Source organism: Pseudomonas paraversuta (assembly GCF_904063065.1).
Lineage (GTDB): Bacteria > Pseudomonadota > Gammaproteobacteria > Pseudomonadales > Pseudomonadaceae > Aquipseudomonas > Aquipseudomonas paraversuta.
This window is the reverse complement of sequence record NZ_CAJFCL010000005.1, coordinates 353,370-377,937: the sequence shown is the minus strand read 5'-3', so window position 1 is coordinate 377,937 and position 24,568 is coordinate 353,370. Positions and strand designations below refer to the sequence as shown.

At 59.3% G+C, this 24,568-nt stretch carries 26 protein-coding genes; 16 read left to right on the top strand and 10 right to left on the bottom strand.

Translation table 11 applies throughout. The annotated features are described in order from the left end of the window. Window positions 1-1,180 precede the first annotated feature (1,180 nt). From JQ845_RS13215 to JQ845_RS13190, 6 genes are all read left to right on the top strand, one after another. The gene (locus tag JQ845_RS13215; protein WP_010656326.1) at window positions 1,181-1,990 is read left to right on the top strand and encodes a helix-turn-helix transcriptional regulator; all 810 of its coding nucleotides are present in this window, start codon (window positions 1,181-1,183) and stop codon (window positions 1,988-1,990) included. Window positions 1,991-2,094: 104 nt separating this feature from the next. Further along, entirely contained in the window at window positions 2,095-3,210 is a 1,116-nt protein-coding gene (locus JQ845_RS13210) for an ABC transporter ATP-binding protein (RefSeq protein ID WP_003442368.1), read from the top strand. Window positions 3,211-3,249: 39 nt separating this feature from the next. Beyond that, window positions 3,250-4,392 carry an ABC transporter substrate-binding protein gene (locus tag JQ845_RS13205; protein WP_003442367.1) on the top strand — a complete coding sequence of 381 codons (1,143 nt, stop codon included), beginning with the start codon at window positions 3,250-3,252 and terminating at the stop codon, window positions 4,390-4,392. Window positions 4,393-4,422: 30 nt separating this feature from the next. Beyond that, window positions 4,423-5,340, top strand: a complete 918-nt coding sequence (locus JQ845_RS13200) for an ABC transporter permease (RefSeq protein ID WP_003442359.1) — start codon at window positions 4,423-4,425, stop codon at window positions 5,338-5,340. 1 nt (window position 5,341) lies between these two features. Then, window positions 5,342-6,169, top strand: coding sequence for an ABC transporter permease (locus tag JQ845_RS13195; RefSeq protein ID WP_003442357.1), 828 nt, complete (start codon window positions 5,342-5,344; stop codon window positions 6,167-6,169). Continuing rightward, window positions 6,162-7,634 (top strand): aldehyde dehydrogenase family protein, encoded by a 1,473-nt coding sequence (locus JQ845_RS13190; RefSeq protein WP_161718994.1) that lies wholly within the window; start codon window positions 6,162-6,164, stop codon window positions 7,632-7,634. The genes JQ845_RS13195 and JQ845_RS13190 overlap by 8 nt, the downstream gene beginning before the upstream one ends. A gap of 43 nt (window positions 7,635-7,677) precedes the next feature. Here JQ845_RS13190 and JQ845_RS13185 read toward each other — a convergent pair whose 3' ends face one another. Continuing rightward, entirely contained in the window at window positions 7,678-8,505 is an 828-nt protein-coding gene (locus JQ845_RS13185; protein ID WP_203009128.1) for an aminoglycoside phosphotransferase family protein, read from the bottom strand. 15 nt (window positions 8,506-8,520) lie between these two features. Beyond that, window positions 8,521-9,210, bottom strand: coding sequence for an HAD-IA family hydrolase (locus tag JQ845_RS13180; protein WP_003442351.1), 690 nt, complete (start codon window positions 9,208-9,210; stop codon window positions 8,521-8,523). 170 nt (window positions 9,211-9,380) lie between these two features. Between JQ845_RS13180 and JQ845_RS13175 the strand changes: the two genes are divergently transcribed. Further along, window positions 9,381-9,734 (top strand): hypothetical protein, encoded by a 354-nt coding sequence (locus JQ845_RS13175; RefSeq protein ID WP_232286852.1) that lies wholly within the window; start codon window positions 9,381-9,383, stop codon window positions 9,732-9,734. 153 nt (window positions 9,735-9,887) lie between these two features. On the opposite strand, the gene JQ845_RS13170 is transcribed toward JQ845_RS13175, so the two are convergent. From JQ845_RS13170 to JQ845_RS13155, 4 genes are all read right to left on the bottom strand, one after another. Further along, complete coding sequence (locus tag JQ845_RS13170; protein ID WP_010656331.1) at window positions 9,888-10,673, bottom strand: enoyl-CoA hydratase; 786 nt, start codon at window positions 10,671-10,673, stop codon at window positions 9,888-9,890. 395 nt (window positions 10,674-11,068) lie between these two features. Continuing rightward, window positions 11,069-11,998 (bottom strand): catechol 1,2-dioxygenase, encoded by a 930-nt coding sequence (gene catA / locus JQ845_RS13165; RefSeq protein WP_003442346.1) that lies wholly within the window; start codon window positions 11,996-11,998, stop codon window positions 11,069-11,071. Window positions 11,999-12,049: 51 nt separating this feature from the next. Beyond that, a complete protein-coding gene (gene catC, locus JQ845_RS13160; RefSeq protein WP_003442344.1) occupies window positions 12,050-12,340 on the bottom strand; it encodes a muconolactone Delta-isomerase in 291 nt (96 codons plus the stop codon). Window positions 12,341-12,350: 10 nt separating this feature from the next. Then, complete coding sequence (locus JQ845_RS13155) at window positions 12,351-13,499, bottom strand: muconate cycloisomerase family protein (RefSeq protein WP_003442342.1); 1,149 nt, start codon at window positions 13,497-13,499, stop codon at window positions 12,351-12,353. Between the two features lie 122 nt (window positions 13,500-13,621). Here JQ845_RS13155 and JQ845_RS13150 point away from each other — a divergent pair, with 122 nt between their 5' ends. Together JQ845_RS13150 and JQ845_RS13145 are read left to right on the top strand one after the other, a co-directional pair. Next, window positions 13,622-14,506: a LysR family transcriptional regulator gene (locus JQ845_RS13150; protein ID WP_003442340.1), complete on the top strand. Its 885-nt coding sequence runs from the start codon at window positions 13,622-13,624 to the stop codon at window positions 14,504-14,506. A gap of 189 nt (window positions 14,507-14,695) precedes the next feature. Continuing rightward, window positions 14,696-14,932, top strand: a complete 237-nt coding sequence (locus JQ845_RS13145) for a hypothetical protein (RefSeq protein ID WP_203009127.1) — start codon at window positions 14,696-14,698, stop codon at window positions 14,930-14,932. Between the two features lie 85 nt (window positions 14,933-15,017). Here the strand turns inward: JQ845_RS13145 and JQ845_RS13140 are convergent, their stop codons facing one another. Next, on the bottom strand, window positions 15,018-15,590 hold the full coding sequence (locus JQ845_RS13140) for a chorismate mutase (protein WP_003442337.1): 573 nt from the start codon (window positions 15,588-15,590) through the stop codon (window positions 15,018-15,020). A gap of 280 nt (window positions 15,591-15,870) precedes the next feature. On the opposite strand from JQ845_RS13140, the gene JQ845_RS13135 reads away from it, so the two are divergent. Continuing rightward, window positions 15,871-16,416 (top strand): DUF4410 domain-containing protein, encoded by a 546-nt coding sequence (locus JQ845_RS13135; protein WP_203009126.1) that lies wholly within the window; start codon window positions 15,871-15,873, stop codon window positions 16,414-16,416. 293 nt (window positions 16,417-16,709) lie between these two features. Beyond that, on the top strand, window positions 16,710-17,342 hold the full coding sequence (locus tag JQ845_RS13130; RefSeq protein WP_203009125.1) for a hypothetical protein: 633 nt from the start codon (window positions 16,710-16,712) through the stop codon (window positions 17,340-17,342). A 249-nt stretch (window positions 17,343-17,591) separates the two neighbouring features. On the opposite strand, the gene rclC is transcribed toward JQ845_RS13130, so the two are convergent. After that, entirely contained in the window at window positions 17,592-18,167 is a 576-nt protein-coding gene (gene rclC, locus JQ845_RS13125; protein WP_203009124.1) for a reactive chlorine resistance membrane protein RclC, read from the bottom strand. Between the two features lie 178 nt (window positions 18,168-18,345). Next, window positions 18,346-18,687 carry a carboxymuconolactone decarboxylase family protein gene (locus JQ845_RS13120; RefSeq protein WP_003442331.1) on the bottom strand — a complete coding sequence of 114 codons (342 nt, stop codon included), beginning with the start codon at window positions 18,685-18,687 and terminating at the stop codon, window positions 18,346-18,348. 109 nt (window positions 18,688-18,796) lie between these two features. Between JQ845_RS13120 and JQ845_RS13115 the strand changes: the two genes are divergently transcribed. Next, window positions 18,797-19,702 carry an AraC family transcriptional regulator gene (locus tag JQ845_RS13115; protein WP_010656336.1) on the top strand — a complete coding sequence of 302 codons (906 nt, stop codon included), beginning with the start codon at window positions 18,797-18,799 and terminating at the stop codon, window positions 19,700-19,702. A 174-nt stretch (window positions 19,703-19,876) separates the two neighbouring features. Here the strand turns inward: JQ845_RS13115 and JQ845_RS13110 are convergent, their stop codons facing one another. Beyond that, complete coding sequence (locus JQ845_RS13110; RefSeq protein ID WP_177412979.1) at window positions 19,877-20,464, bottom strand: TetR/AcrR family transcriptional regulator; 588 nt, start codon at window positions 20,462-20,464, stop codon at window positions 19,877-19,879. A gap of 149 nt (window positions 20,465-20,613) precedes the next feature. Here JQ845_RS13110 and JQ845_RS13105 point away from each other — a divergent pair, with 149 nt between their 5' ends. The 4 genes from JQ845_RS13105 to JQ845_RS13090 all read left to right on the top strand — a co-directional run bounded on the left by JQ845_RS13105 (window position 20,614) and on the right by JQ845_RS13090 (window position 24,539). Beyond that, complete coding sequence (locus JQ845_RS13105; protein WP_203009123.1) at window positions 20,614-21,714, top strand: alkene reductase; 1,101 nt, start codon at window positions 20,614-20,616, stop codon at window positions 21,712-21,714. Window positions 21,715-21,753: 39 nt separating this feature from the next. Then, on the top strand, window positions 21,754-22,542 hold the full coding sequence (locus tag JQ845_RS13100) for an SDR family NAD(P)-dependent oxidoreductase (protein ID WP_010656339.1): 789 nt from the start codon (window positions 21,754-21,756) through the stop codon (window positions 22,540-22,542). A gap of 82 nt (window positions 22,543-22,624) precedes the next feature. Next, window positions 22,625-23,494 (top strand): alpha/beta fold hydrolase, encoded by an 870-nt coding sequence (locus tag JQ845_RS13095; RefSeq protein ID WP_203009122.1) that lies wholly within the window; start codon window positions 22,625-22,627, stop codon window positions 23,492-23,494. Window positions 23,495-23,540: 46 nt separating this feature from the next. Further along, window positions 23,541-24,539: an NADP-dependent oxidoreductase gene (locus JQ845_RS13090; RefSeq protein ID WP_010656341.1), complete on the top strand. Its 999-nt coding sequence runs from the start codon at window positions 23,541-23,543 to the stop codon at window positions 24,537-24,539. Window positions 24,540-24,568 lie beyond the last annotated feature (29 nt).

Genomic DNA, 24,568 nt, shown 5'->3' with positions numbered 1-24,568 from the left:
CCGCGACCTTGAGTGTGGTGTCGCTGGCAGCGGATGTGGCCTCGATAGCCTTGCTGGCCACCGGCAATGAAAACGCCGGGCGGATTCTGGGCTGGGTGGGCATGGCAACCGGGCTGGCCTCGGCGGCCCCGTCTATGGCCGGGGCTGCGGCCAAGGGAGTGAAGAGTGCAGGCAAGTTCGTAGGCAGCTGGCAGCACAAACTGCAACATGCAGGGGGGGCTACGAGAGGCCGCCGTGCATTACCCGGGGGAACCCAGCGAGTGACACCCATGCGCGACATGGATCTGTCCTATTTGCTGGAACAAACACCGATCCGGAATAGCTTTTTGCCGCACTTGTCCCGTAGTGATTTGCAAAGTTTAGGGCAAACCAATTCGGCTAACAGGCGCGCCGTTTATAGCAGGCCCCTGGAACTTCCGTCTGCAGCTCCCGTGAGCGTAATCTCTGACGGGAACCTCTATCTGGCTAACGGAGGGTTTCTAGATCACAACCCGGCCTACATCAGAGAAGTCAGACAAATCGTATCCGGCACTCATCCCCACTATTACCCCTGGCAGCTGGGGGAAGCCGGAATCAGCAACCCAAGTGCCTTGAGGATCGTCAGCAGAAGGGAATTAGACCGCTATACGGACCATATAGCCCGACATGGTCGACCAAGGCTGATGAGCCCACTGCAGGAATTGGCCGAAGCTGATTATCAATGGCTTCATTCTCGCACGGCGCAGCGGCCTGCCTCGCCTCCCCAGGAGGCCACGATAAGGCAGAGAACCCAGAGGTGCCGGATTCTGTAGTGCTGTACCTGAGTTAACTCCAGCAGAGTGACTCAGGTCTGTTTCGGCTCTATCTCGACTGCCATTGCGAAACTTTTATGGCGCCCCTGATGGGCTGCTAATTAAACCGCCGGGGCCAGGATCAAACCTGGTTCCGGCGTTTAGCCACTCACCTGAAGTCTTGTTCGAAGCAGCACTTCAATAACCCCTGCCAGTAACCGGTCGGCCTCCTCCTGGCGCTGATCATCCGACAGCGCCTGCGGGCTATTGTGTAGCGCTCAGTAACACCCCTGCCCTTTTACTGTGCGCCCATGCCTGGCCCATTCCTCCCGCCCCCCTGCCCGGCAAGGTCCGGCTCCCCGTGGCGTAATTCGTGCATTCAAATTCGACCCTTCTTGCCTGAATCCGCCATGCGCCCCAAGGAACTGAAACTCTGGACCACCGGTGTCGCCCATCTGCTGGCCTTGCCTGCCGGGCACGGGCGACTGGCGGGCTTGAGCCACTGGCTAAGGCAGGTCTGCCCGATCGATCACTTTGTTCTGTTCGTCTACGAAGGCAATCACCGGCCGCTGGCCCTGTTCGATACCTTCTCGGCGGACAAGCGTGCGGTGTATGTCGATGACTATCAGTGCGGGCCTTACTTGCTGGACCCTTTCTACCTGGCCTGCACCCGCGCGCAACCACCGGGGCTATGGCGCCTGCGCCAGTTTGCACCCGACCATTTCTATCTCGGCGAGTACTACCTGACCTACTACCAGCAAACCGGACTGGCCGAGGAAGTGGCCTTTTTCGTCGACCTGGGCGCAGGCGCCATGGCCGTGCTGTCACTGATGCGCAGCACCGCCAGTTGCGCCTTCAGTCGCGATGAAATGCAGTTGATCGAGTGCGCACAAGCGGTGGTCGAGCAGGTGATCAATGAAGCCTGGCGCTTGCGCCAGACCGAGCAGCCGCGCCCGGCCCAGGATCTGGACTTCAAGATCCGCGAGGTCTTCGATCACTTTGGCGCCCACATCCTCACCGTGCGCGAGCAGGAAATCGTGCAACTGCTGCTGCGCGGCCATTCCAGCGCCTCGGTGGCCGAGCAACTGGGCATCAGCCCCGGCACGGTGAAGATTCACCGCAAGAACATCTACGCCAAACTGGGCATAGGCAGCCAGTCGGAATTGCTCGGGCTGTTTATCCGCGACCTCACCGGCCAGGAGCTGGTTGTCGAGCCCTGACACCTGATAACGACTCTATCCCCCAAGGGATATATACAGCGCAAAACCCCGATTGCTAGTTTGGCCCCCGACGCGCTGATTCATCACTGCAAGGGAGCCGGACCGTGAACGACAACCCGCCAAGCGACATCGAATTCTGCAATGTGGTCAAACGCTACGGCGAGGTATCAGCCGTTAACGGGCTGAACTTCGCCGTGCGCCGTGGCTCATTTCATTCTTTCCTCGGCGGCTCCGGCTGCGGCAAAACCACCACCCTGCGCATGATCGCCGGCTTCGAACAACCCAGCAGCGGCGAAGTGTTGCTGGCGGGCAAAAACGTGGCCGGCGTGCCTGCATTCGAACGACCGGTGAATATGGTGTTTCAGCATTACGCACTGTTCCCGCATTTGACCGTGGCGCAAAACATCGCCTACGGCCTGCGCTACCGCAACCCGCGGCCGGACAAAAAAACCCAGCTGCGCATGGCCGACGAGGCCCTGGAGATGGTGCGCCTGAGCGGCTTCGGCCAGCGCAAGCCCAGCGAGCTGTCCGGCGGCCAGCAACAGCGCGTGGCCCTGGCCCGGGCGCTGGTCAACAAACCCACGGTATTGCTGCTGGATGAGCCGCTGGCAGCCCTGGATCGCAAGTTGCGCAAGGAGATGCAGTCCGAGTTGCTGCGCCTGCAACGGGAGGTCGGCATCACCTTCGTACTGGTCACCCATGACCAGGAAGAAGCCTTGTCGATGAGTGACAGCATCAGCGTGATGCACAACGGCTCGATCATTCAGACCGCCACCCCGGAGCAACTCTACGAAGCCCCGGCCAGCCGCTACGTGGCCGATTTCATTGGCGAGTCCAACCTGTTCAACGGCACGGTGCGCCAGCTGCAGGGCAACTCGGTGGTGCTGCGCACCGAGCAGGGGCTGGAGCTTGAAAGCCCGCTGACCCCCACCGGCAAAACCTTGAGCGCCGATGCCCCGGGATGCATCGCCGTGCGCCCGGAGCTGATCAGCATTGCCGGCGCCAACGCCGACATGCTTCGCGAAGTGAAGCTGCCAGGCCGCGTGGAAGACCGCATCTATCTGGGCAACTGCACCGAATATCGCGTGCGCACCCAGGCCTTCGGGGTGATTTGCGTGCGTGTCCCACGCCAGCAGGATCACCCGGCCAATGCCTTCGAACACGGCGCAGCCGTGAGTGTCGGCTGGGATCACGCCAACGGCCTGGCCATGGCGTTGTAAATCAACGATTCGTTTCAACAACCGAATGTGGAGCGCGTTATGGACCAGAAGACATTTATCAAAAACCTGCGCAGCTGGCAGAACGGCTCGATCAGCCGGCGCGACTTCCTGGGACGCACCGGCCTGGGGGTTGCCGCGGCCGTGGTCGCCAGCAACATGCCCGGCCTGCTGATGTCCAGCGCCCAGGCGGGCGAGCAAAAACTGTCGAGCGATCGCCTGGCACTGGCCACCTGGCCGAACTATCACAGCCAGGAAAATCTTGACGACTTCGGCAAAACCAGCGGCGCACGGGTGTCCATGAGCGTGTTCGGATCCAACGAAGAAATGCTCGCCAAGCTGCAAGCCGGCGGCAGTGGCTGGGACGTACTGGTGCCCACCAACTACACCATCAGCACCTACGTCGGCCTGGGCCTGATCGAACCTCTGGACCTGGCGCGCCTGCCCAATTTCGATGCCTCGGCCTTCCAGCAAAAGTTCATGGCCCAGGGCACGGTGGACGGCAAGGTTTACGCGGTGCCGAAAAACTGGGGCACCACCGGGATGCTCTACGACAGCGAAAAACTCAAGGACGGCCCCGCCAGCTGGAAAGCGTTCTGGGCCGCCGCCCAGGGTCCCGCCAGCGGCCGCACCATGGTCCACGACTACCAACTGACCGCCATTGGCAACGCCCTCAAAAGCTTCGGCTACAGCTTCAACTCTCTGGACCCGAAAGAGCTGGCAGATGCCGAGAAACTGCTGATCGAAGTCAAGCCGCACCTGTTTGCCATCAACTCCGATATCCAGCCATCGATGCGCAGCGGCGATGCCTGGCTGGCGATGTCCTGGACCGGTGACGCCTCGCAGCTGCATCGCGACCTGCCGCAGATGCAATACGAGCTGGGCAAGGAAGGAGGCGAACTGTGGAGCGACTTCTTCGCGATCCCCAAAAGCTCCGAGCACAAGGACGCTGCCTACGCCTTTATCAACTACCTGCTCGACCCTCAGCACAACAAGCTCGAAGTCTTGAGCCACGGCTACCCCAGTGGTGACAAGCGGGTCGACGCCCTGCTGCCGGTGGCCCTGCTTGAAGACCCGATCATGTACCCGGCCGCCGAAGCCCTGAGCCCGCTGGAGTTCGGTGCCGCCGCCACACTCACCAGTCCGGCACGGGCTGAACTGATGGCCCGTTTCAAGTCCGCCTGATGCTTTGCCATGGCCATTGAGGAGCCCCCCATGAACGCCGCCGCCCACCCGCAATCGGTACAGCCGGGCACAGCCCTGTCAGTCGGGGCACGCCAGCGGCGCAGCCTCGGCCGGCGGATGACGCTGCTCATGCTGTTGCCATCGACCCTGTGGTTCCTGCTGTTGCTGCTGATGCCGCTGCTGATCATTCTGGTCTACAGCTTCGGCGAACGCAGTGCCGTGGGCGGCTATGCCGCCGGCTTCACCCTGGACAACTACCTGAACCTCGGTTCGCGGGCCGCCGCGTTCAGCAACACCTTGATCCTGGCGCCACTGGGCACTCTGGTGTGCCTGGTGGCGGCCTACCCGCTGGCGTACTTTCTGGCGCTCAAGGTGAGCAAGAACCGTTCGCTGCTGCTGACCCTGGTGATAGTGCCGTTCTGGACCAGTTTCCTGATCCGCACCTATGCCTGGATCTTCCTCCTCAGCGGCAAAGGCATTCCGGCGCTGCTGGCCAGTTTCGGCCTGGAAGACGTACGCCTGATCAACACCCCGTGGGCAGTGCTGATCGGCATCGTTTACGGCTACTTGCCGCTCATGGTGTTTCCGATCTATGTCAGCCTGGAAAAACTCGACAAGCGCCTGCTGGAAGCCTCCGCCGACCTGGGTGCCAGTGCCTTTGAAAGCTTTCGGCGCATCACCCTGCCACTGAGCGCACCGGGGGTGATTACCGGGGTGATGCTGGTGTTTATCCTGCTGATGGGCGAGTTCCTGATCCCGGCCATTCTCGGCGGCGGCAAAGTGTTCTTTCTCGGCAACGCGCTGGTCGACCTGTTCCTGCAATCGCGCAACTGGCCATTTGGCAGTGCGCTGGCAATGACTCTGGTGGCGATGATGCTGGTGATCATCGGTGTGTATCTGAAACTGGTGGCGCGCTATGGCGGCCGTCCTGTCGACTCGGGGGTGTGACATGTGGCTGCGCAGCTATTCGACATCGTTGTATCTGTTTCTCTACGCGCCGATTGCCCTGATCGTACTGTTCAGCTTTAACGCCGGGCGCAGCGGCCTGGCATTCGAATGCTGCTCGGTGCAATGGTTCGGTCGCGCCTTCGGCAACCCGTTCATCATGGAGGCGCTGGCCCATAGCGCATTCATTGCCTTGACCAGCGCGGTAATAGCCACCCTGTTCGGTACCCTGGCGGTATTCGGCCTGCAACGGGCCGGGCCCAGGGTGCGGCTGATGTTCGATGCCCTGACCTATTGCGCGATCATCGTTCCCGGGATCGTCATCGGCATCTCGACCCTGATTGCCTTCATCAGCCTGTTCGACTTCATCAACCCGTTGCTGGCCAGCTGGATACCTGCCGCGCCGCGCCTGAACATGGGCTTTGCCACGGTCATTGCGGCGCACTCATTGTTCACCATGGCGCTGGTCATGGTGATTGTGCGCAGTCGCGTCGACTCCCTGGACAAAGCCTTGCTGGAGGCCTCGGCCGACCTGTATGCGCCGCCGATGCAGACGTTCTGGCGGGTCACGCTGCCGCAGATCAGCCCGGCGATCATGGCCGGGTTCCTGCTGGCATTCACCTTCAGCTTCGACGATTTCATCATCGCCTTCTTTGTCGCCGGCTCCGAAACCACCTTGCCGATTTACATCTTTTCCTCCATTCGCCGCGGCGTGACGCCGGAGATCAACGCTGTCTCGACCGTCATTATTTGCCTGTCACTGTTGCTGCTGTTCACTTCCCGTCATCTGCAAAGCCGCCGTACCAACAGCCAGGAGTCTCAGCATGCGTGATCAGCTTTATATCAACGGCGAATGGGTGGGTGCGGACCTGGGGGGCTTGCTCGACGTCATCGATCCGGCCACCGGCCAGGTTTTTCACCGGGTCGCGGCCGGCACTGAAGAAGACATTGATCATGCCGTGCGCGCAGCCCGCCGCGCGTTCGACAGTGACTGGGGCAAAACCAGCGGCGCCGAGCGCGGGCAATGGCTCGACGCCCTGGCCGATGAACTGCAGCACCACCAGCAGGGACTTGCCGAGCTGGAAGTGCGCGATAACGGCAAGCCGCTGCCCGAAGCCCAGTGGGATGTTGGCGATGCGATTGGCTGCTTTCGCTATTACGCGGGGCTGGCCCGGGAACTGGATCAGCAACAGGATCAACCGCTGCCATTGCCCGACCCGCGTTTTCGCTGCCGGATCCGCCATGAACCGATTGGCGTGGCCGGGCAAATCATCCCGTGGAACTACCCGTTGCTGATGGCGGCATGGAAGGTGGCCCCGGCGTTGGCCGCCGGCGCCACCCTGGTGCTCAAGCCCTCGGAACTGACTCCGCTCACGGCCCTTGAACTGGCCGCTGCCGCAGACCGTATCGGCCTGCCGGCCGGGGTCCTGAACATTGTGACCGGGCTTGGCACTGACGCCGGCAGCCCCCTCACCGAGCACCCGGCAGTGGACAAACTGGCCTTCACCGGCAGCGTGCCCACCGGCTCGAAAATCATGACGGCGGCGGCCCGTAGCATCAAAAACATCAGCCTCGAGCTCGGCGGTAAATCGGCCTTTATTGTGTTCGATGATGCCGATATCGATGCCGCCGTGGAATGGATTCTGTTCGGTATTTTCTGGAATCAGGGTCAGGTGTGCAGCGCCACCTCACGCCTGCTGGTGCAGGAAAGCATCGCTGCGCGGTTAATCGAGCGGCTGGTGGAGGAAACCCGAAAAATCACCATCGGCCCCGGTCTGCAACCCGGGGTGTTGCTCGGCCCCCTGGTGAGTCAGGGCCAATACGACAAGGTCCTGGGCTACATCGATCAGGGGCTCGCCAGCGGCGCTCGTCTGCTCACTGGCGGTCAGCGCCCCGGGCATCTGCAAGAGGGCTATTTCATCCAGCCGGCAATCTTCGACGAACCGGGGCATAACAGTATTCTGTGGCGTGAAGAAGTGTTCGGGCCGGTGTTATGTATCAAGCGCTTCAAGACCGAAGAGCAAGCCGTGCAAATGGCCAATGCCAGCCGCTTCGGCCTCGCCGCTGCCGTGATGAGTGCCGACCTGCACCGCACCAGCCGGGTGGCCAACCAGTTACGGGCGGGCATAGTCTGGGTCAACTGCTCGCAACCGACCTTTGTCGAAGCGCCGTGGGGCGGCATGAAACACAGCGGCATTGGCCGCGAACTCGGCCAGTGGGGGCTGAACAATTATCTGGAAACCAAGCAGGTGACCGAGTACATCGATGACCGGCCGTGGGGCTGGTATCTGAAATAACCGCCGTGGGCGCCCTGCCTGTTACAGGCAGGGTGCCCACGGCTCACTCGATCAGGCCCAATGCCGATCCCGCCAGTTTCGCCACTTGCATCACGCCACCCGGATCTTCATGGTCTTCAAGCATCCAGCTCGCGGACAGCCCTGCCCAGGCAAGGACCCAGCGCAACAATCTGCTGCGATCAATACCGCTGGCGGCTGCCACGATTTCCAGACGCCGGGCAAAGCGGCCTGGGGCCAGCGCACTGTGGTGATCGGGGTTGCAGAAAATGTTGGCGTAATCGAATCCGCGTTCTCCGTAGAGCCCCTTGGGGTCGATGGCCAGCCAGCCGGCCGCGCCGAAATCGAGCACGTTGCCATGGTGGACATCGCCGTGCAGCACCCCGACGTCCCGGGGACTGGCCAGCAGTTCGCGGGCACTGGCGGCGCAAAGCTGCAGAATGCCGCCGTGGGCCGCCGCTGCGCCCCATAGCGACTCGAAACGCTGTTGCAGCGGGACCAGAGCCGGAAGCGGCTTTAGCGACGGTTTATGCAAACGGCCGATAACCCTGCACAGAATGTGCGTGGCCTGATCATCGGCGCCTTCTGCGACCATCCCCGCAAGCGTGGCGCGGCCCTGGGCACGCTGCAACAGCAACGCCTCATGGTCATGGGCCAGCACCGGAGCCGCTCCCTCCCCCGCCCACCAGGCCATAAGCTGAGCACCGGCCTGCTCTTCGGGCTCTTGCGAGACTTTAAGCATGGCCGGCTGCCCGCCCTGGCTGACAGGCAACAAATAACCATTGCGCGAAGCAAAGGCCTCACCCTCGATGGTCAGTTGCCATTGCTCCAGCCAGGGCGTGAACAGGTCGTGATTCAATTCTGGATTATTCACCCGGGCTCCTGATTCTCAGCGCAATGGCGGCAAACCATAGGCGGCCAGATCAACATCCGCCAGCTTGCGCAAAATCTGGTCGGCGTGCTGGTATTTGCTGTCGGCCATGGCCTCGTCGGGCACCGCAATAGCGGCCATGTTGGCGGCCTTGGCGGCGGTCACGCCAAAGGGCGAATCCTCGAACACCAGGCAATCCTCGGGTGCCACGCCCAGACGCCGGGCAGCCGTCAGAAAGATGTCGGGCGCAGGTTTGGCGGCGCCGACTTCAGGGTCGTCAGCGGTAACAATGGTGTCGAACAAGTCAAACCATTCGCGGTGCAAGGTCGTCTTGTGCGCAAGGGAATGGCGCGACGAACTGGTGCCCACGGCAATCGGGATGTTATGCGCCTGCAAGTGCCGCACCAGCGCTTCGGCCCCCGGCATGCCCAAGGCCTTGGGGAAACGCTCGCTCAACAGCGGTTCGCGCACGAGCAGAAACTCGTCCACCGTGAGCGGCAACTCCAGGGCCTTGACCAGAATGGCCGCCAGGTCCCGGGCACCGCGACCGATGATTTGCTGCTTGATCTCCCAGCCATAGGTGCGCCCGTAGCGCGCGGCGATAATCTGTGTCACTTCGCTGTAGATACCCTCGGTATCCAGCAACAAACCGTCCATATCAAAAATTACGGCCTTGATCGGGCCCACAGCAGTACGCGGTGCGTTCATCACAACAGATCCATGCAAGGGACTAAAAGGATTCAGCACAATAACGGTCCGGCTTGCCTGAATGCCAGCGGCAACAGAAATAAGTCGCGGCTTCCATCGCTGGCAAGTCAGCTCCCACCAGGACTGGCTGCTCCAGCGAACCTAATTCCCCGGCTACAGTCAGATAGTGCATGCATCTACAGTCAACCGGGGCGCATTTCATGGACACCTTCAAGCACTTGCTCAACAACTGGGAAGCAAAAGCCAGACAGACCGGCGAACGGGTGGAATACACCCTGACCCTGGATAAACATGACCTGATCAAAATCAAGGCGCTGGCCCAGGCCTATGGCCTGGATGAAGCGACCATCACTGAGGGGCTACTGCACTCAGCAGTCATGGAAGCAGAGAAATCCATGCCCTATGTACAGGGCTCGGAAGTGATCCGGGTTGAAGACGGTGAAGAGGTCTATGCCGATGCCGGCAAGACGCCGGCATTCGTGGCAGCGGAACAGACATTATCCAAAAGCATGGGCAGTAGCTGATAACGGCAGCACTGCAAAGGGCAGTTGATTGCGACTGCCTGCCGGGCAACACGGCTCAAACCCTCATTTAGTCATGCCGGGCTGTACTGTTGTGCAGCAGACCGGAGTGCGAAACGGCCTGGTACGCATTTCTGTTGGTGTGGAAGGCGTCCCTCACTCGCCGATAAAGTTGGCTTTACGCTTTTCCAGAAAAGCGTGGGCGCCCTCTTTTTGATCCTTTGAATCAAACAACAGCTGGAACGCCTTGCGCTCCAGGATCAATGCGCTGTCCAGCGACATGTCAGCGCCCGCCAGCATCACTTCCTTGATCTGCGCCACCGCCAGTGGCGGCAATGCGGCGATTTCTGCGGCCAGTTCAAGGGCCCGGGGCACTGTTTGAGCGTCGCTCACCACCTCGCTGACCATGCCTATGGCAAGCGCTTGCGGCGCAGGCACCAGGCAGCCCGTGAGCGCGATGCGCATGGCCTGTACCTTGCCGACCGCACGGATCAGGCGCTGGGTACCACCGGCACCCGGCATCAGGCCCAGCTTGACCTCTGGCTGACCGAAGCGCGCCGACTCACCGGCCACGATGATGTCGCAATGCATCGCCAGCTCACAACCACCGCCCAGGGCAAAACCGTTGACGGCAGCGATGATCGGCTTCGGACAACGACTGATGGCCTCCCAAAGGTATTCGGTGTGCCTGAGGTAGATCTCGATGGCGCTGGCGTGGGCGAACTCGCGGATGTCGGCCCCGGCAACAAAGCACTGCTCACCACCGGTCAGGACGATGGCGCGCACCCGCACATCGCTGGCCAGCGCACGAAAATGCACGGCCAATTGCTCGCGCACGGCACTGTTGAGAGCGTTCTTCGCTTCAGGACGGGAGATCTGCACCACTGCCACGCCATCATTGCGGACTTCCAGGGTAACGACCGGTTCTTGTCGGGAGTTCATTATTGTTTTCCTCTCGATGCTGTTTCGTTATACGAAACTGGATACCAAAAAAGTCGCTCATCATAAGTAAGCTCTCAAACCGCTGTAAACCAACAGGTGGGCCGCCGGCCAGGCGAGTGTGTGTGCCCTGGCCAACAGGCATGGCCATGGGTGCATGTTTTCTGTGGCAGCCTTTGCGCAGTGCCGAAAATCGCCTGTGGGAGCCTGGCTTGCCAGCGTCGGGGTGGTGGCGCGATTGTCTTCGACGATGGGCCTGTACCTGGCAGCGGATTACAACACCAACACCCTGGAGGGTGTCGGTGCTAACGCGGGGGGTTCGCCTGGGCTGGTAAAGGGCAGAACCGGGTTCAGGGTTCTGCGAGATGCTGAACAGAGTCAGGGGACTTTTGAGGTGATCAGTCCTCTAGCGCGCGAACCCGCTCCTGACGCTGCTGCTCCTGGGGCTGAGCAGAGGACTGCAGGGTGAAATCGAATTCGATTTCGGCAAACTTGCCGCTCACTCCATGTTCGGCTGCGCGCTGCTGGTCATCGCTGAAGCTGATTTTGGCGATCAGTTCATCGCGTGTGGCGTAGGCAAAGTCGTCATGCAGGTACTGGTCGCCATCGAGGTTGATCTGGGTCGTGAGGTGACGATGATCCGCAGCAGAAATAAAGAAGTGGATATGCGCCGGGCGCTGCCCGTGACGGCCCAGTTGATCGAGCAGTTGCTGGGTCGGACCGTCCGGCGGGCAGCCATAGCCTGACGGCACGATGCTGCGAAAACGGTAGCGGCCTTCGGCATCGGTGACGATTCGCCGACGCAGGTTGAACTCCGACTGACTGGCATCGAAATAGGAATAGGTGCCGCCCGTGTTGGCATGCCACACATCGACCACCGCACCGGCAAGGGGCTCGCCAGCGGTGTTTTTCACCTGGCCCTGCATGAATAGCTGAACACCCGGGTCGACGCCGTCATCCAGTCGCGCCTCGAAGTTGGACAGTGGCGCGCCCGCTACATACAGCGGGCCTTCGATGGTGCGCGGGGTGCCGCCGGACTTGCCGGCCTGCTCGTCTTCGGCGTCCATCAACAGGTCCAGGTAATGCTCCAGCCCCAGGCCTGCCACCAACAGCCCGGCTTCCTGACGCGAGCCCAGGACGTTCAGGTAGTTCACGGCTTTCCAGAACTCTTCCGGGGTCACGGCGAGGTCTTCGATGATGTTCACTGAGTCACGCAGGATGCGGCTGATCAGGGCTTTGACCCGCGGGTCGCCCCCATCGTTGTGCAGACCGCTGGCCTCGTCGAGAAATTTACGGGCGCTGGCAGTATGGGAAATCTTGGCGTTCATGGTGGTTCCTCATCTTGTAATTATTGGCGTAACTGACCGGGTTCCCAGGACTCAGCGGTCGTCCTCACGGATGGACGAAGGATGGCGACACATTGCAGTGACTTCGATAGCCATGTACGGGTACAGCGGCAACTGCATCAGCAGGTCGTGCAACTCCTGGACGCTGTCGACATCGAACACGCTGTAGTTGGCATAGAGCCCGGCAATGCGCCACAGGTGACGCCACTTGCCCTGATCTTGCAGGCGCTGGGCCAGAGCCTTCTCGTCCGCCTTGAGCCGGGCAGCCACCTCGGGGTTGATGTCCAGCGGCAGGTTCACGGTCATTTTTACGTGGAACAACATAAGGCTCTCCTTAGACTTGAGAAACGGCGGTGGCGGTTTTGTCGCGACGGAAAAACGCCAGGCGCTCTTCATCGAGGGTCAGGCCCAGGCCCGGGGTTTGCGGAACGTGAAGCTCAAAGTCGCGATACAGCAGCGGCTCACTGAGAATATCTTCGGTCAGCAACAACGGCCCGAACAGTTCGGTGTCCCAGGCCAGCTTGTTGAGGGTAATAAAGGCATGGGCCGAGGCCAGGGTGCCGATGCCGCCTTCCAGCATGGTGCCACCGTACAGGCTGATCCCCGCCGCCTCGGCAATGCTTGCGGTGCGCAGGACGGCACGGGGGCCGCCGTTCTTGGCGATTTTCAGGGCGAAAATCGAAGCAGCACCTTCCCGCGCCAGGTTGAACGCATCTTCCACGCTTTCGATGGATTCGTCGGCCATGATCGGCGCCGGGCTCATGCTGTTAAGGCGCACCATACCCGAGCGGTTGTTGCGCGAGATGGGCTGCTCGATCAGGTCGATGCCATTGCTCCCCAGAATTGTGCAGGCGCGCAACGCCACAGATTCGTCCCAGGCCTGATTGACATCGACCCGCACACTGGCGCGATCGCCCAGGGCCTGTTTGATGGCAATCACGTGGGCCAGATCGCGGTTGACTTCACCGGCGCCGATTTTCAGTTTGAAGATGCGGTGGCGCCGCAGGTCGAGCATTTTTTCGGCTTCGGCAATATCTTTGCCGGTGTCGCCGCTGGCCAGGGTCCATGCCACCGGCAGTGAATTGCGCACCCGTCCGCCCAGCAGTTCGCTGACCGGCAGGCCCAGACGTTTGCCCTGGGCATCGAGCAGTGCCGTTTCAATACCTGATTTGGCAAAGGTGTTGCCGCGTATGCTGCGTTCCAGCCTCAGCATGGCAGCATTGATGTTGCTGCTGTCCTGACCCAGCAGCAACGGCGTGAAATGCCGGTCGATGTTGGTTTTGATGCTGTCCGGGCTTTCGTTGCCGTAGGCCAGGCCACCGATGGTGGTGGACTCGCCAATACCCTCGATGCCATCGGCGCAGCGCACACGAATCAGCACCAGAGTCTGGTTCTGCATGGTGTGCATCGCCAGTTTGTGCGGGCGTATGGTCGGCAAATCGACAATTACCGTCTCGATCGATTCAATGGCTGTTGCAAGCATGTCTATACCCGTCAGATTCTTGAAATTCCGGGACTGATTCTGGTACGGCTTTTTTCCCGATACCAATATAGAATTGGTCTGACTTGATACCTTTAAGGTATGGGACCTGCTCTGGAGTTTCTATGGAACTGCGTCATCTGCGGTATTTCCAGGTACTGGCTCAAACGCTCAACTTCACCCGCGCCGCCGAGCTGCTGCATATTGCCCAACCGCCCCTGAGCCGGCAGATCCAGCAGCTGGAAGAAGAGTTGGGGGTGTTATTGCTGGAGCGTGGCCGACCGCTGAAGCTGACCGCTGCCGGGCGTTTTTTTTACGAGCACAGCACGGCCCTGCTGGAACAGTTGAGCAAGGTCTGTGACAACACTCAACGCATCGGCTCCGGGGAAAAAACCTGGCTGGGTATCGGCTTTGCGCCATCGACCCTGTATGGCGTGCTACCGGAACTGATTCGGCGCCTGCGCGGCGGCAAGTCGGTGGAGCTCGAACTGGGGCTTTCGGAAATGACCACCCTGCAGCAGGTACAGGCACTCAAGGCCGGCCGGATAGACATCGGCTTCGGACGTATCCACATCGAGGATCCGGCCATCGTCCAGAGCATACTCACCGAAGACCGCCTGGTGGCTGCCCTCCCCGCCGGGCACAGACTGCTGGCAGGGCCCATCAGTCTGCGCCAGCTGGCAGCCGAGCCGTTTGTGCTGTACCCGGTCAATCCGCGGCCAAGCTACGCCGACCACGTGATTGCCCTCTTCGATTCCTACGGCGTGAACATCCATGTCGCGCAATGGACCAACGAACTGCAAACCGCCATCGGCCTGGTGGGCGCGGGAATCGGCGTAACCCTGGTACCGGCCTCGGTGCAATTGTTGCACCGCGACGATATTGGTTTTACCCCGCTGCTGGAGGCCAACGCGACTTCACCGATCATCCTCAGCCGGCGCGTGGGCGACGTATCCCCCGGGCTCAATCATTGTTTGCAGGTGATTGAGGAACTGCTGCCGCAGCCTTGATCCGGCTGCCGGTTGCCCCTGTCACTTGCGACTAATGCCAAAGCACGAATTGTGCCGAGGCCCGGTAACGGGTATTGAATCCACAGTGGCAAACGATCAGGGATTATCAGCGGACAAGGGCTTGTCCAGTGCCAGGCAGCGGTTCATTGCCTGGGGCCTGATCCCGGAACCAACACCCAAGGACGCGTCATGGACAAGACAAGGATTGTACGAACAGATCTGTTCGAAGCCAGAAGCAGTACCGGCCGTATATACGAGATAGAGGAACTGACCACCCAAACCATGACCACCGGCGCGGATGGCGCAAACGCCGGGTGTACGCAGAGCAGCAGGCATTACCAGGTCAGCAGTGGCGGCCACGCCCACAAACTCAGCCATACCGAGTTTCATATTCTGGCGTCAGGGGAAGAGGCTGTACGCATTTGAGTCGTGCTGGCCAACTTCGCGCAACCGGGCGCTACCCGACACCGCCCCTCCCCGGCTGTATCGCCAGCCCCCGGTCACCCTGGTGTCATTTACCAGCGGTGCACAGATCCCCGGTTGCCCGAATCAGTGCCAGTTCATGCAATTGATCCTTGGCCAGGCCTTTGCGCGCCTGAGCAACCCAGCGGCTGCAGTCCGGGGCATTGCGATACGCGGAGAAGGCACTGTAGTGCTGCAACAGCCGGGTTTGCAGTTGATCCAGCTGTGCCCGGATCTGCGTCGAGAGATCAGCCCGCGGGACGTCCGGAGCCTTGCCGGCAGCTTGCCATTCGGCCAGCAACCCATACTGCACCAGCTTGTTGCCTTCGATCTGGGCAGCCAGCAGCTCGGCCACAGCATCCGGGTCCAATTGCCTGGCCGTGGCCAGTACCCGGGCGTTACCAATGACTTGCGCTTCGCGCGCACCGTCCTGCACCGGCTTGCCACTGTCCCACTTACTCAGGGCAACCTGGTCTGCGATGTTCAATCGCTCATTCATGCTTGCCAGCAACAACGGCAACGACTCGGGAGGCGCTGAAGCCGTGCTGGCCTGGGCGCTACCGATAAACAGACTGAGGGCAGTAATGCCGAGCAGATGAAAAAAACCTGGGCGGTTAGACATGCAACTGATCCTTTTCGCTGAATAGTCAAAACTGCAGAACAATACCTCGCCACGCCAGAACATGCTGTGTTGTTGATTTAAACCCTGGGCCGTCAGCAGACACCATCGTCCAGGGTATGGTCAGATTGGGTGATGGCGGTATGATGGCGGTATGATGGCGGTATGATGGCCAGCGAATACTCTGTCTGATGAAAAAACAACCAACACCGCACTTTGGGCCGGGTGATCTGGCTCGGCGCAACCATTAGCTTTTTACTTTTTTTGTGAAGATGGAAGTTCAATGAACCTGACTAAACTCTCGCTTGCCCTGTCCTGCTGCGTAGCCATTTCCATGCTGGGCGGCTGCGCTGCCACTGTAAAAAGCAGCGGCACTGACACATTGGCAATCCGCGAAGCAGCCAAGCGCAACATCATCCTCGAGCTCCAGGGCAACACCAGGGTTGAGCAAAACAAGGACTGGCCGCGGTTGAAGGAAGAATGGAGCCAGGCCCTGCACGTTGAAGCGACCCAGGCCGGCTATGGCCTTGCCGAACCCCAGCCAATGAACCCTGTGGAAAAAGACGGTATCGGGCTCAGGATCAACGTGACCAACTTTCGCTACCTGACACCCGGTGCGCGTTATAGCGCCGGCGTCATGGTCGGTAATGCCTGGATCAACTCATCGGCAGACTTTACAGACTTGAAGTCAGGCCAGTTGATCGGGTCCCGGACCTACGACACTTCATCTTCAGCCTGGGAAGGCGTCATGTCGGCCATGACCGAAGAGCAGGTACAGGCTATCGCGCGGCAAATCATAAGTGACATCAAGCGTGCCAAGGCCGAGTGACCTGAACAGGCCCGGATCAACGCGCAGAGGTGGCGCAAAAGTCACACCCATGAAAAAGCCCGACTCGCGGAAGTTGGACCTGATCATTGAAAAACATGCTCTGGACCGAGTGATTTGAACACTCGGGCCCTGGCACCCAATGCCCTCGCACACGCTCATAAGTCATTGGATGTTTATAAAAAGCGAGGTCATTCAATTGATGATGTTGATGTGTCCATTAGATAAATCTACACCTCTATCACGCACCGATTAAAATAAATAAAAATTTAAAAAACCCTGCCTCAGGTGAACCCATGAAAAATAGTGTGATTGCATCTATCCTGTTCGGCTCCGCGCTTTCTTTAAAGGTTTTGGCGAGCGGACTGGAAGTCGAGCACAGACTAATTGAGCAGCGCTGGTACACGTTCGAAGACGTGATAGAAAAGAGAAAGACCTATAACAGGGTCGATATTTCGCGAGGGTACATCGAATACTATTTCGAGGGTGATAAATATACCCCCCAGTATCCCGAAGAGAAATTGTCGCCGCTACAAAAATTCTATTCCAATCATGGCAGCGTTGGAACATATGCGGCGGCTGATTATGAAACCGCGCTAGACAAGGCGTGCATAGATGTTGTCTCTGGTTCTTTAGGCACATTTATTGGCGACTATCAAACCTCCAAAAGACCTGACAGGCAGCAATATAAACGCATCGTAGTCGGCATAAGGTCTTTAACGTACAAAGGCCCCGAGTACAACTTCAAGAGCCTATCATCCTGGTCGCCTGTCGCGTTACCCAAGCACAACAGAAGCCTTCTTTGTGACATTTATGAAGTCAGTAGCAAAGAGAGTGATATGAAATACATTGTTTATGCTGCTTCCGTGACAAGCGCCATGTTTGACGAAATTCATGGGGCCCCACCGCCAGATAATAAGGACGAGTAATTATAAGTCTTCGCTCTCATGCTGCGGCCCCCATTGCTGCGGCATTGGCTGGGTCAACCTTGAGGCGGTGAACTGAATCATGGGTTTTGAGCAATTGGCTCAGCTACGTGACCGACTTCGGGCTGGGAAGGAGCAAGTGCTGTCTGGCACGAAGAGCGGCAATTGTCCGGAAGCGGCCCTCGTGACAGGCTGCTTACGGCCAGAGCAGCCGCTCAAGGGTGCCTGGGAAAACCGGGGCGATTCAGAAAATCAGGAGCGCCTCTCTTGCAACAACTGGCGAGCGGAATCAGCCATTACCGGTAGAGCGCCGGCCAGCATCAAGACGTCTTTGAGCACCAGACGTCCTGCACCAGACAGAAAGGGAAAGCCGTGTTCAGCATCACCGAGATCCGGCACCCAGGCTTCAGGTGTAGTGAGCAGGAAGGTCAAGGTCACCAGCGGCGTACCGAACGCCAGTGCCCCTCCAAGCAGACCGGCGCATCGCGAGATCGGGTTGGAAAGCACAAGCAGACCGATCAGAATTTCTACAAAACCCAGTCCGGTGGAAAAGACGTAGGTGTTATTTGCGGTCTGCCAAACGCGCTTGTCCGCATTCAGTTCACCCTCGTGCGTGAGGTGTGCCTTGTAATCCTCGGGATGTTCGTAAAAAAACGACATGAACGGGCTGTTGGCGACAAATGGGGTAATACTGTCGGCCTCGTAAGGCGCGAATTTGAGTGCCCCGATCCACAAGAAAACCATGGCGATCGCCAGTCTCATGAGGTGTGTGCCGAGGGTGTCGAGCTTGCTGATAAATTGCAGCCATGTAGTGAATGAAGCGGGCATCAGACTTATCCGAATATGTGGAATGTGGAGCCAGTCTGAGGCTTAGCCTCGAGACGCTTTTGTGCGTCATGCTCAAGTTATTGTTAGATCGTCTCAACAAGTTGCTGACGTCCGGAGGTATACAAGTAAGCCCCGGCACGTTGAAGTGTCCGGGGCCGGTGGAGTTATGGCGTGTGCACTATTTTTTCAAGGTGTCGTACGCTTCAAGCGCGCGCAGTGAAAAAATGTAAGCGGCGCCTGCGTTCAACGAGATCGCAGTGGCCAATGTCGCGGCCACTTCCTCGCGGCTCGCACCAGCCTTGATCGCCGCATCAGTGTGAGCGGCAATACAGCCGTCGCAGCGTGTAGTGACGGCGACTGCGATGGAGATCAGCTCGCGGGTCTTGGCGTCGAGCACATCGTTTTCGGCAGAGGCATCACCGAGGGCCATGTAGGCTTTGACCATCTTGGGATTACTTTTGCCCAGCGCGCCGAAAGCTTTCTGGATGGAGGGCAACAAGTCGGACCAGTTATTGAACATCGCATTAACTCCTGAGGAGGTTGGGTGTAGTGTTTAGCCTCGTTTAGTGTATGCACTGGTCCGATTTTGATTAGTTCGATACGCTCTGTTTTTTATGCGATGCGCTCAAATGAATTCAATCGACAAGCTCATCAGCCTTGCCAATGTTCGTGGCAGTCTGGATTTACGTTGCCAATTTCAGGGTGACTGGGCTCTGGAGCATGAGCAGGAAGCGCTGGGTAAAGCGCCATACCACGTTGTGCTGTCGGGTGAGTGTCGGGTGGAGCTTCCAGACGGTCAGCGTCTTTCTATGCGCGCCGGCGACGTTCTATTGCTGCCCAGTGGTGCTGCGCACGTGCTGCATAGTCCGGGGAAAGATGTTGCGCCAACACCGCCAAAGCGCATCAGCGCTGGCGTATTGCCGATCCATCGCATTGGCGGCATGAGTGCGGATCTGGACATGCTCTGCGGCTGCTTTCACTTCAATCGGACTTCGCTGCTGTTTGCTTCATTGCCTGAGTACCTGTTGATTCCCAGCGGCGTGTTCCCGGCAGATGGGCCATTACCGTCGCTGGTCGATATGCTACGAGGGGAAGCAGACGGTGATCAGATTGGAGCAAGATTTTTGCTCGATGCTCTTTCTCAAGGGTTATTCACCCTGATCCTTCGCGCCTATCTAGTAAGCCATGGCCAAGACATCGGTACACTTGCCTTGCTCAGCGATAAACGTCTGGGACCCGCTTGGCAGGCGATGTTGGCTAATCCTGCGCACGAGTGGACCATCCAGAACCTGGCCGAGATCGCGTGCATGTCCCGTGCATCTTTCATGCGCACGTTCGTTCGTGTGGCTGGTGTGTCGCCGTGGGTATTGCTTACGCAAGTCCGTATGGAATTGGCGTTCAGTCTGCTGAGTCATTCGCATCTGGGTTTGAAAGATATAGCGTTGCAGGTTGGTTACCAATCGCAGGCGGCATTCAGTAAAAAATTCAAGGAGGTTTATGGGGCGCCGCCAGGGAGAGTGCGCCGCGAAATTTAGAGCTTAAACATAGACTGGAAAGACCGAAGATGGCCGATAGCAGCCTGTTACGCAGGGCTGATTCCGGCCAAAAGCTGTCATTCGCGCCCCATGGTTTGGGACTCAAATTGACTTTCTGCTCCAAGCAAAAACATCGCACTTCTACTGAAGCTACTCTTTCAATGAGCGCCGTCTCTACACCGGCTCCACGTCATCGACCGGCAATGAAGCAATCATTTCTGCCCGGCACACCTCAAGTATTTCATCAGCAAGTGCGGAGTCATCCGGGCAGGCGCGCGACAAAATAATCGCGCCGACGGCACGTGAAAGCAGGTCGATCATTTTCTTTCTGCCCTCACCCGGCTCAGGATCCGTTCCTGTCGGGTATTTAGCTTCTAGCGTCTGCAGAATGTGTTCTATGCCTTCGGCAAACGTCGCTTTCACATCGTCCGCCTGACGCGCCGCGTCACCACACAGCGCAGCCATCGTGCAACCACTGCCGCGTCCGTCGCGATGCTCTCTAGTCACGTAGACGTTGATGAAGCCCGGAACATCCAGCGCTTGGGCGGCGGTCAGCGATTTGGCCAGACTGCACGCCGAGGCTTCGGCCATCAGGTCTGCTTTCGACCCGAAATGTTTGTAGAAACCACCATGGGTGAAACCAGCGGCCGCCATGAGATCAGCAACGCCGACGCCGTCAAAGCCCCGCTCACGGAACTGCTGTGAGGCGGTTTCAACGATGTGCTCTCGATTTGCCTGCGCCTGGGCCTTGGTTACTCTCACTTGCAATACCTCGTGTTTCCCGGGAAATCCTGAGTCCGATGATACATAGATGTTACCCATAATCAAAATTGTTGACAGTTTAGATTTCGATCATCATCCTAATTGCCTGCACCACTGATCTTCATCAACGGGCACGGAAGATTCATCAAATGACCAAGCGGACTCTGTTCACTCCTTACACCCTAGGCAGCCTCTCGCTATCGAACCGCGTCGTTCTCGCGCCGCTGACACGCAACCGCGCCGGTCAAGGCTTGGTCCCTAGCGAATTCGCGGCGACCTATTACAGCCAGCGCGCCAGCGCCGGCTTGCTGATCAGCGAAGCCACGCAGATTTCCCGGCAGGGCCAGGGTTATCAAGACACACCGGGAATCTACACTCCGGCACAGATCGACGGCTGGCACGCCGTGACTGATGCCGTGCATGCCAAGGGAGGAAAAATCTTTCTGCAATTGTGGCATGTCGGCCGCGTCTCGCACGTCGACCTGCAGGAAAACGGCGCTGCCCCCGTGTCCCCTTCCGCGCTGCGCGCCGCCACCAAAGTGTTCGTCAACAACCGCTTCGAAGACGTCTCCGAGCCTCGCGCACTGGACATCAGCGAACTCCCGGGAGTCGTCAGCGACTTCCGGCAGGCGGCGGCCAATGCGATCGCCGCTGGCTTCGATGGCGTGGAAATTCACGGTGCCAACGGCTACCTGCTCGATCAATTCCTCAAGGACAACGCCAATCTGCGCACCGATGCTTACGGCGGCTCGATTGAAAATCGTGCGCGTCTGTTGCTCGAAGTGACGGAGGCTGTGGTTAGTGAGATCGGTGCCGACCGCACCGGCGTACGCCTGTCACCAGTGTCGCCGGCCAATGGCGTATCCAGCAGCGATCCGCAGGCGCAATTCGATTACGTCGTAGAACAACTCGACGCCCTCGGCGTGGTTTACCTGCACGTGGTCGAAGGCGCGACCGGCGGCCCGCGTGACGTGGCGCCCTTCGATTTCGCCGCCCTGCGCCAGCGCTTCAAAAACACCTACATCGCCAACAACGGCTATGACCTCGATCTGGCCACCTCGCGGCTCGCTGAAGACCAGGCCGACCTGATCGCCTTCGGTCGCCCCTTCATTGGCAACCCGGATCTGGTGGAACGCCTGAAACGTGGCGCGCCGTTGTCCGCGTTCAATCCCGCCACCCTCTATGGCGGCGGTGCGGCAGGCTACATCGATTACCCGACACTGGCTGAATCGAGCGTCAGCGCAAGCTGAGCCCGTTCTGTTTCTCATATCCTGAAAGAGAGATACCCCATGAGCACTCGCCCAACTGTTTTGATCACTGGCGCCTCCACCGGGATTGGCGCCGTCTACGCCGAACGCTTTGCACAACGCGGCCACGATCTGGTGGTAGTTGCCCGTGATCAGGCGCGCCTGGATGCACTGGCCGCACGCTTGCGCAGCGAACACAACGTCACCGTCGATGTGATCCCGGCGGACCTGACTCAACCCGGCGATCTGAGCAACGTTGAAAACCGTCTGCGCGACGACGCCCGCATCGGGATCCTCGTCAATAACGCCGGCGCTGCACTGTCCGGGCATTTCGTCGAGCAAAGCACCGATAAAGTGGCGCAACTGGTCGCCCTCAACACTACGGCGCTGGTGCGGCTCGCCAGCGCCATCGCTCCACGCCTGGCCAAGGCCGGTGAAGGCGCGATCATCAACATCGGTTCGGTTGTAGGCCTCGCACCGGAATTCGGCATGACGGTCTACGGTGCGACCAAGGCCTTTGTGCTTTTCCTGTCCCAGGGTTTGAGCCTGGAACTGTCGCCTCAAGGCGTCTACGTGCAGGCCGTGCTGCCGGCCGCAACGCGCACGGAAATATGGGATCGTTCCGGCGTCGACATCAACACCCTGAGTGAAATCATGGAAGTGGGCGATCTGGTGGATGCCGCTCTCGTCGGCTTCGATCGTCGCGAACCCGTGACCATTCCGCCGCTGCACGAAGCGCAGCGTTGGGATGCCCTGCAGGGCGCACGTCTGGGCCTGATCGGGCAAATCCGTCAGTCCGCGGTTGCTCAGCGTTACCAGACTCCAGAGTGATCTTCAGGCAGTGAGCATTTGGGGCGGATTCGATGCAAGCGCAAGGCGCTGCATCGAACCCGTCCAGAAATCGGGAGGCGTAATGAATTCAACCCAGAAACATCCCCCTTCGGGTTCGCCAACGTCATTCATCAACGCTGCGAACCAATCGATCAGGGTCAACGGTATTCCATTCGCCTACCGCGATATCGGCCCCACTACCGGCGTGCCCCTTGTAATGTTCAATCATTGGGGCGCGGTGCTCGATAACTTCGATCCCGCAATCATCGATGGCCTGGCGCAAACCCGACGCGTCATCACCACCGACTATCGTGGCATCGGCGGCTCGGGTGGAACCGCGCCACTGACCGTCGGCGAGATGGCCGACGATGCCATTCAGTTGATCCGCGCCCTGGGGCTGGAAACCGTTGATGTGCTCGGATTCTCGCTCGGCGGCTTCGTCGCTCAGGACATCGCTCTGAAGGCGCCTGATCGGGTGCGGCGGTTGATTCTGACCGGCACCGGGCCGGCCGGCGGCAGCGGTATCGACAAGGTTGGCGCGGTGTCGTGGCCATTGATTGTCAAAGGCCTGCTGACCCTGCGCGATCCGAAATTCTACCTGTTCTTCACGTCTACGGCCCACGGCCGTCGATCTGCCGCGCAGTATTTGCAGCGCCTGCAAGCCCGCAAGAACAATCGCGACCAAGGCCCGACGCCCCGTGCTTTCCTGCGTCAATTGAAAGCGATCACCGCGTGGGGCAAACAACCGCCGCAAGACCTTGAACGCTTGCAGGCACCAGCACTGGTCGTTAACGGCGACACCGATATCATGGTGCCGAGCATCAATTCGTTTGAACTGGCCAAGCGTATCCCCAACGCAGAGCTGGTGATTTATCAGGATGCCGGTCACGGCGGGATTTTCCAGTACCACGTTGAATTTGTGGCCAGGGCGCAGGCGTTCCTCGATGCCTGACCACACACCGGCTACCCTCCCTACAACCGACAAGAGCCGTACCTCGATGAAAGCATTTCTTATTGATCGCTACGGCAAGCAACCCGGACGCCTCGGCGAAGCGTCAGCCCCTGAAGTGGGTGCCCACGACGTCTTGATCGAGGTCCATGCCAGCAGTGTCAACGTGCTGGACTCGAAGATCAGCACAGGCGAATTCAAGCTGATCCTGCCCTACTCGTTTCCGCTCATTCTGGGCAACGACCTGGCGGGGGTCGTGGTGACGGTCGGCTCGCAAGTGACACGCTTCAAACCAGGTGACGAAGTGTACGCTCGCCCGCCGCAAGCACGGATCGGCACGTTCGCCGAAAGGATTGCCGTGGACGAGAACGCGATCGCCCTGAAACCGGCCAATACCAGCATGGCGCAAGCCGCGTCCCTGCCTTTGGTGGCACTGACTGCCTGGCAAGTGCTGGTCGACACCGCCCGGCTGCAAAAGGGCCAGAAGGTGTTGATTCACGCAGGCTCCGGCGGCGTCGGCAGCATTGCCATCCAGCTTGCCAAACACCTGGGTGCCTTTGTCGCCACAACCACCAGCACCGCGAATGTCGAATGGGTCAAGATGCTGGGGGCTGACGTGGTCATCGACTACAAAAAGCAGAATTTCGAAAATGTCTTGCACGGCTACGACCTGGTGTTGAACAGCCTCGGCACCGATGTCCTGGACAAGTCACTCGCGGTCCTCAAACCCGGCGGCCAACTGATTTCCATCTCAGGGCCGCCCACTGCGCTGTTCGCACAGGAGCAAGGGTTATCCTGGCCATTGCAGCAGGTTATGCGCCTGCTGAGCTTCGGCATTCGGCGCAGGGCACGCAAGCAGGACATCAGGTACAGGTTCGTGTTCATGCGCGCCAACGGCGCCCAACTGCAACAAATCAGCGCGCTGGTTGAGGCGGGCATCATCAATCCGGTGATTGATCGAACGTTTTCCTTTGAATCAACGGCAGAGGCTCTGAAATACGTCGAACAGGGACGAGCCAAAGGCAAGGTCGTCGTTACGATCAAATGACTAGCCGCCTATCAATGACAACTGTGCCC

Excerpts from the sequence above, each read along its gene's own strand:
- JQ845_RS13215 (WP_010656326.1), top strand. The coding sequence starts at position 1,181 with ATGCGCCCCAAGGAACTGAAACTCTGGACCACCGGTGTCGCCCATCTG.
- JQ845_RS13195 (WP_003442357.1), top strand. The coding sequence starts at position 5,342 with ATGTGGCTGCGCAGCTATTCGACATCGTTGTATCTGTTTCTCTACGCG.
- JQ845_RS13150 (WP_003442340.1), top strand. The coding sequence starts at position 13,622 with ATGGAACTGCGTCATCTGCGGTATTTCCAGGTACTGGCTCAAACGCTC.
- JQ845_RS13135 (WP_203009126.1), top strand. The coding sequence starts at position 15,871 with ATGAACCTGACTAAACTCTCGCTTGCCCTGTCCTGCTGCGTAGCCATT.
- JQ845_RS13155 (WP_003442342.1), bottom strand. The coding sequence starts at position 13,499 with ATGCTTGCAACAGCCATTGAATCGATCGAGACGGTAATTGTCGATTTG.
- JQ845_RS13200 (WP_003442359.1), top strand. The coding sequence starts at position 4,423 with ATGAACGCCGCCGCCCACCCGCAATCGGTACAGCCGGGCACAGCCCTG.
- catC (WP_003442344.1), bottom strand. The coding sequence starts at position 12,340 with ATGTTGTTCCACGTAAAAATGACCGTGAACCTGCCGCTGGACATCAAC.
- JQ845_RS13120 (WP_003442331.1), bottom strand. The coding sequence starts at position 18,687 with ATGTTCAATAACTGGTCCGACTTGTTGCCCTCCATCCAGAAAGCTTTC.
- catA (WP_003442346.1), bottom strand. The coding sequence starts at position 11,998 with ATGAACGCCAAGATTTCCCATACTGCCAGCGCCCGTAAATTTCTCGAC.
- JQ845_RS13145 (WP_203009127.1), top strand. The coding sequence starts at position 14,696 with ATGGACAAGACAAGGATTGTACGAACAGATCTGTTCGAAGCCAGAAGC.
- JQ845_RS13175 (WP_232286852.1), top strand. The coding sequence starts at position 9,381 with ATGCATCTACAGTCAACCGGGGCGCATTTCATGGACACCTTCAAGCAC.
- JQ845_RS13205 (WP_003442367.1), top strand. The coding sequence starts at position 3,250 with ATGGACCAGAAGACATTTATCAAAAACCTGCGCAGCTGGCAGAACGGC.
- JQ845_RS13190 (WP_161718994.1), top strand. The coding sequence starts at position 6,162 with ATGCGTGATCAGCTTTATATCAACGGCGAATGGGTGGGTGCGGACCTG.
- JQ845_RS13095 (WP_203009122.1), top strand. The coding sequence starts at position 22,625 with ATGAATTCAACCCAGAAACATCCCCCTTCGGGTTCGCCAACGTCATTC.
- JQ845_RS13140 (WP_003442337.1), bottom strand. The coding sequence starts at position 15,590 with ATGTCTAACCGCCCAGGTTTTTTTCATCTGCTCGGCATTACTGCCCTC.
- JQ845_RS13105 (WP_203009123.1), top strand. The coding sequence starts at position 20,614 with ATGACCAAGCGGACTCTGTTCACTCCTTACACCCTAGGCAGCCTCTCG.
- JQ845_RS13115 (WP_010656336.1), top strand. The coding sequence starts at position 18,797 with ATGAATTCAATCGACAAGCTCATCAGCCTTGCCAATGTTCGTGGCAGT.
- JQ845_RS13170 (WP_010656331.1), bottom strand. The coding sequence starts at position 10,673 with ATGAACTCCCGACAAGAACCGGTCGTTACCCTGGAAGTCCGCAATGAT.
- JQ845_RS13130 (WP_203009125.1), top strand. The coding sequence starts at position 16,710 with ATGAAAAATAGTGTGATTGCATCTATCCTGTTCGGCTCCGCGCTTTCT.
- JQ845_RS13090 (WP_010656341.1), top strand. The coding sequence starts at position 23,541 with ATGAAAGCATTTCTTATTGATCGCTACGGCAAGCAACCCGGACGCCTC.
- rclC (WP_203009124.1), bottom strand. The coding sequence starts at position 18,167 with ATGCCCGCTTCATTCACTACATGGCTGCAATTTATCAGCAAGCTCGAC.
- JQ845_RS13180 (WP_003442351.1), bottom strand. The coding sequence starts at position 9,210 with ATGAACGCACCGCGTACTGCTGTGGGCCCGATCAAGGCCGTAATTTTT.
- JQ845_RS13100 (WP_010656339.1), top strand. The coding sequence starts at position 21,754 with ATGAGCACTCGCCCAACTGTTTTGATCACTGGCGCCTCCACCGGGATT.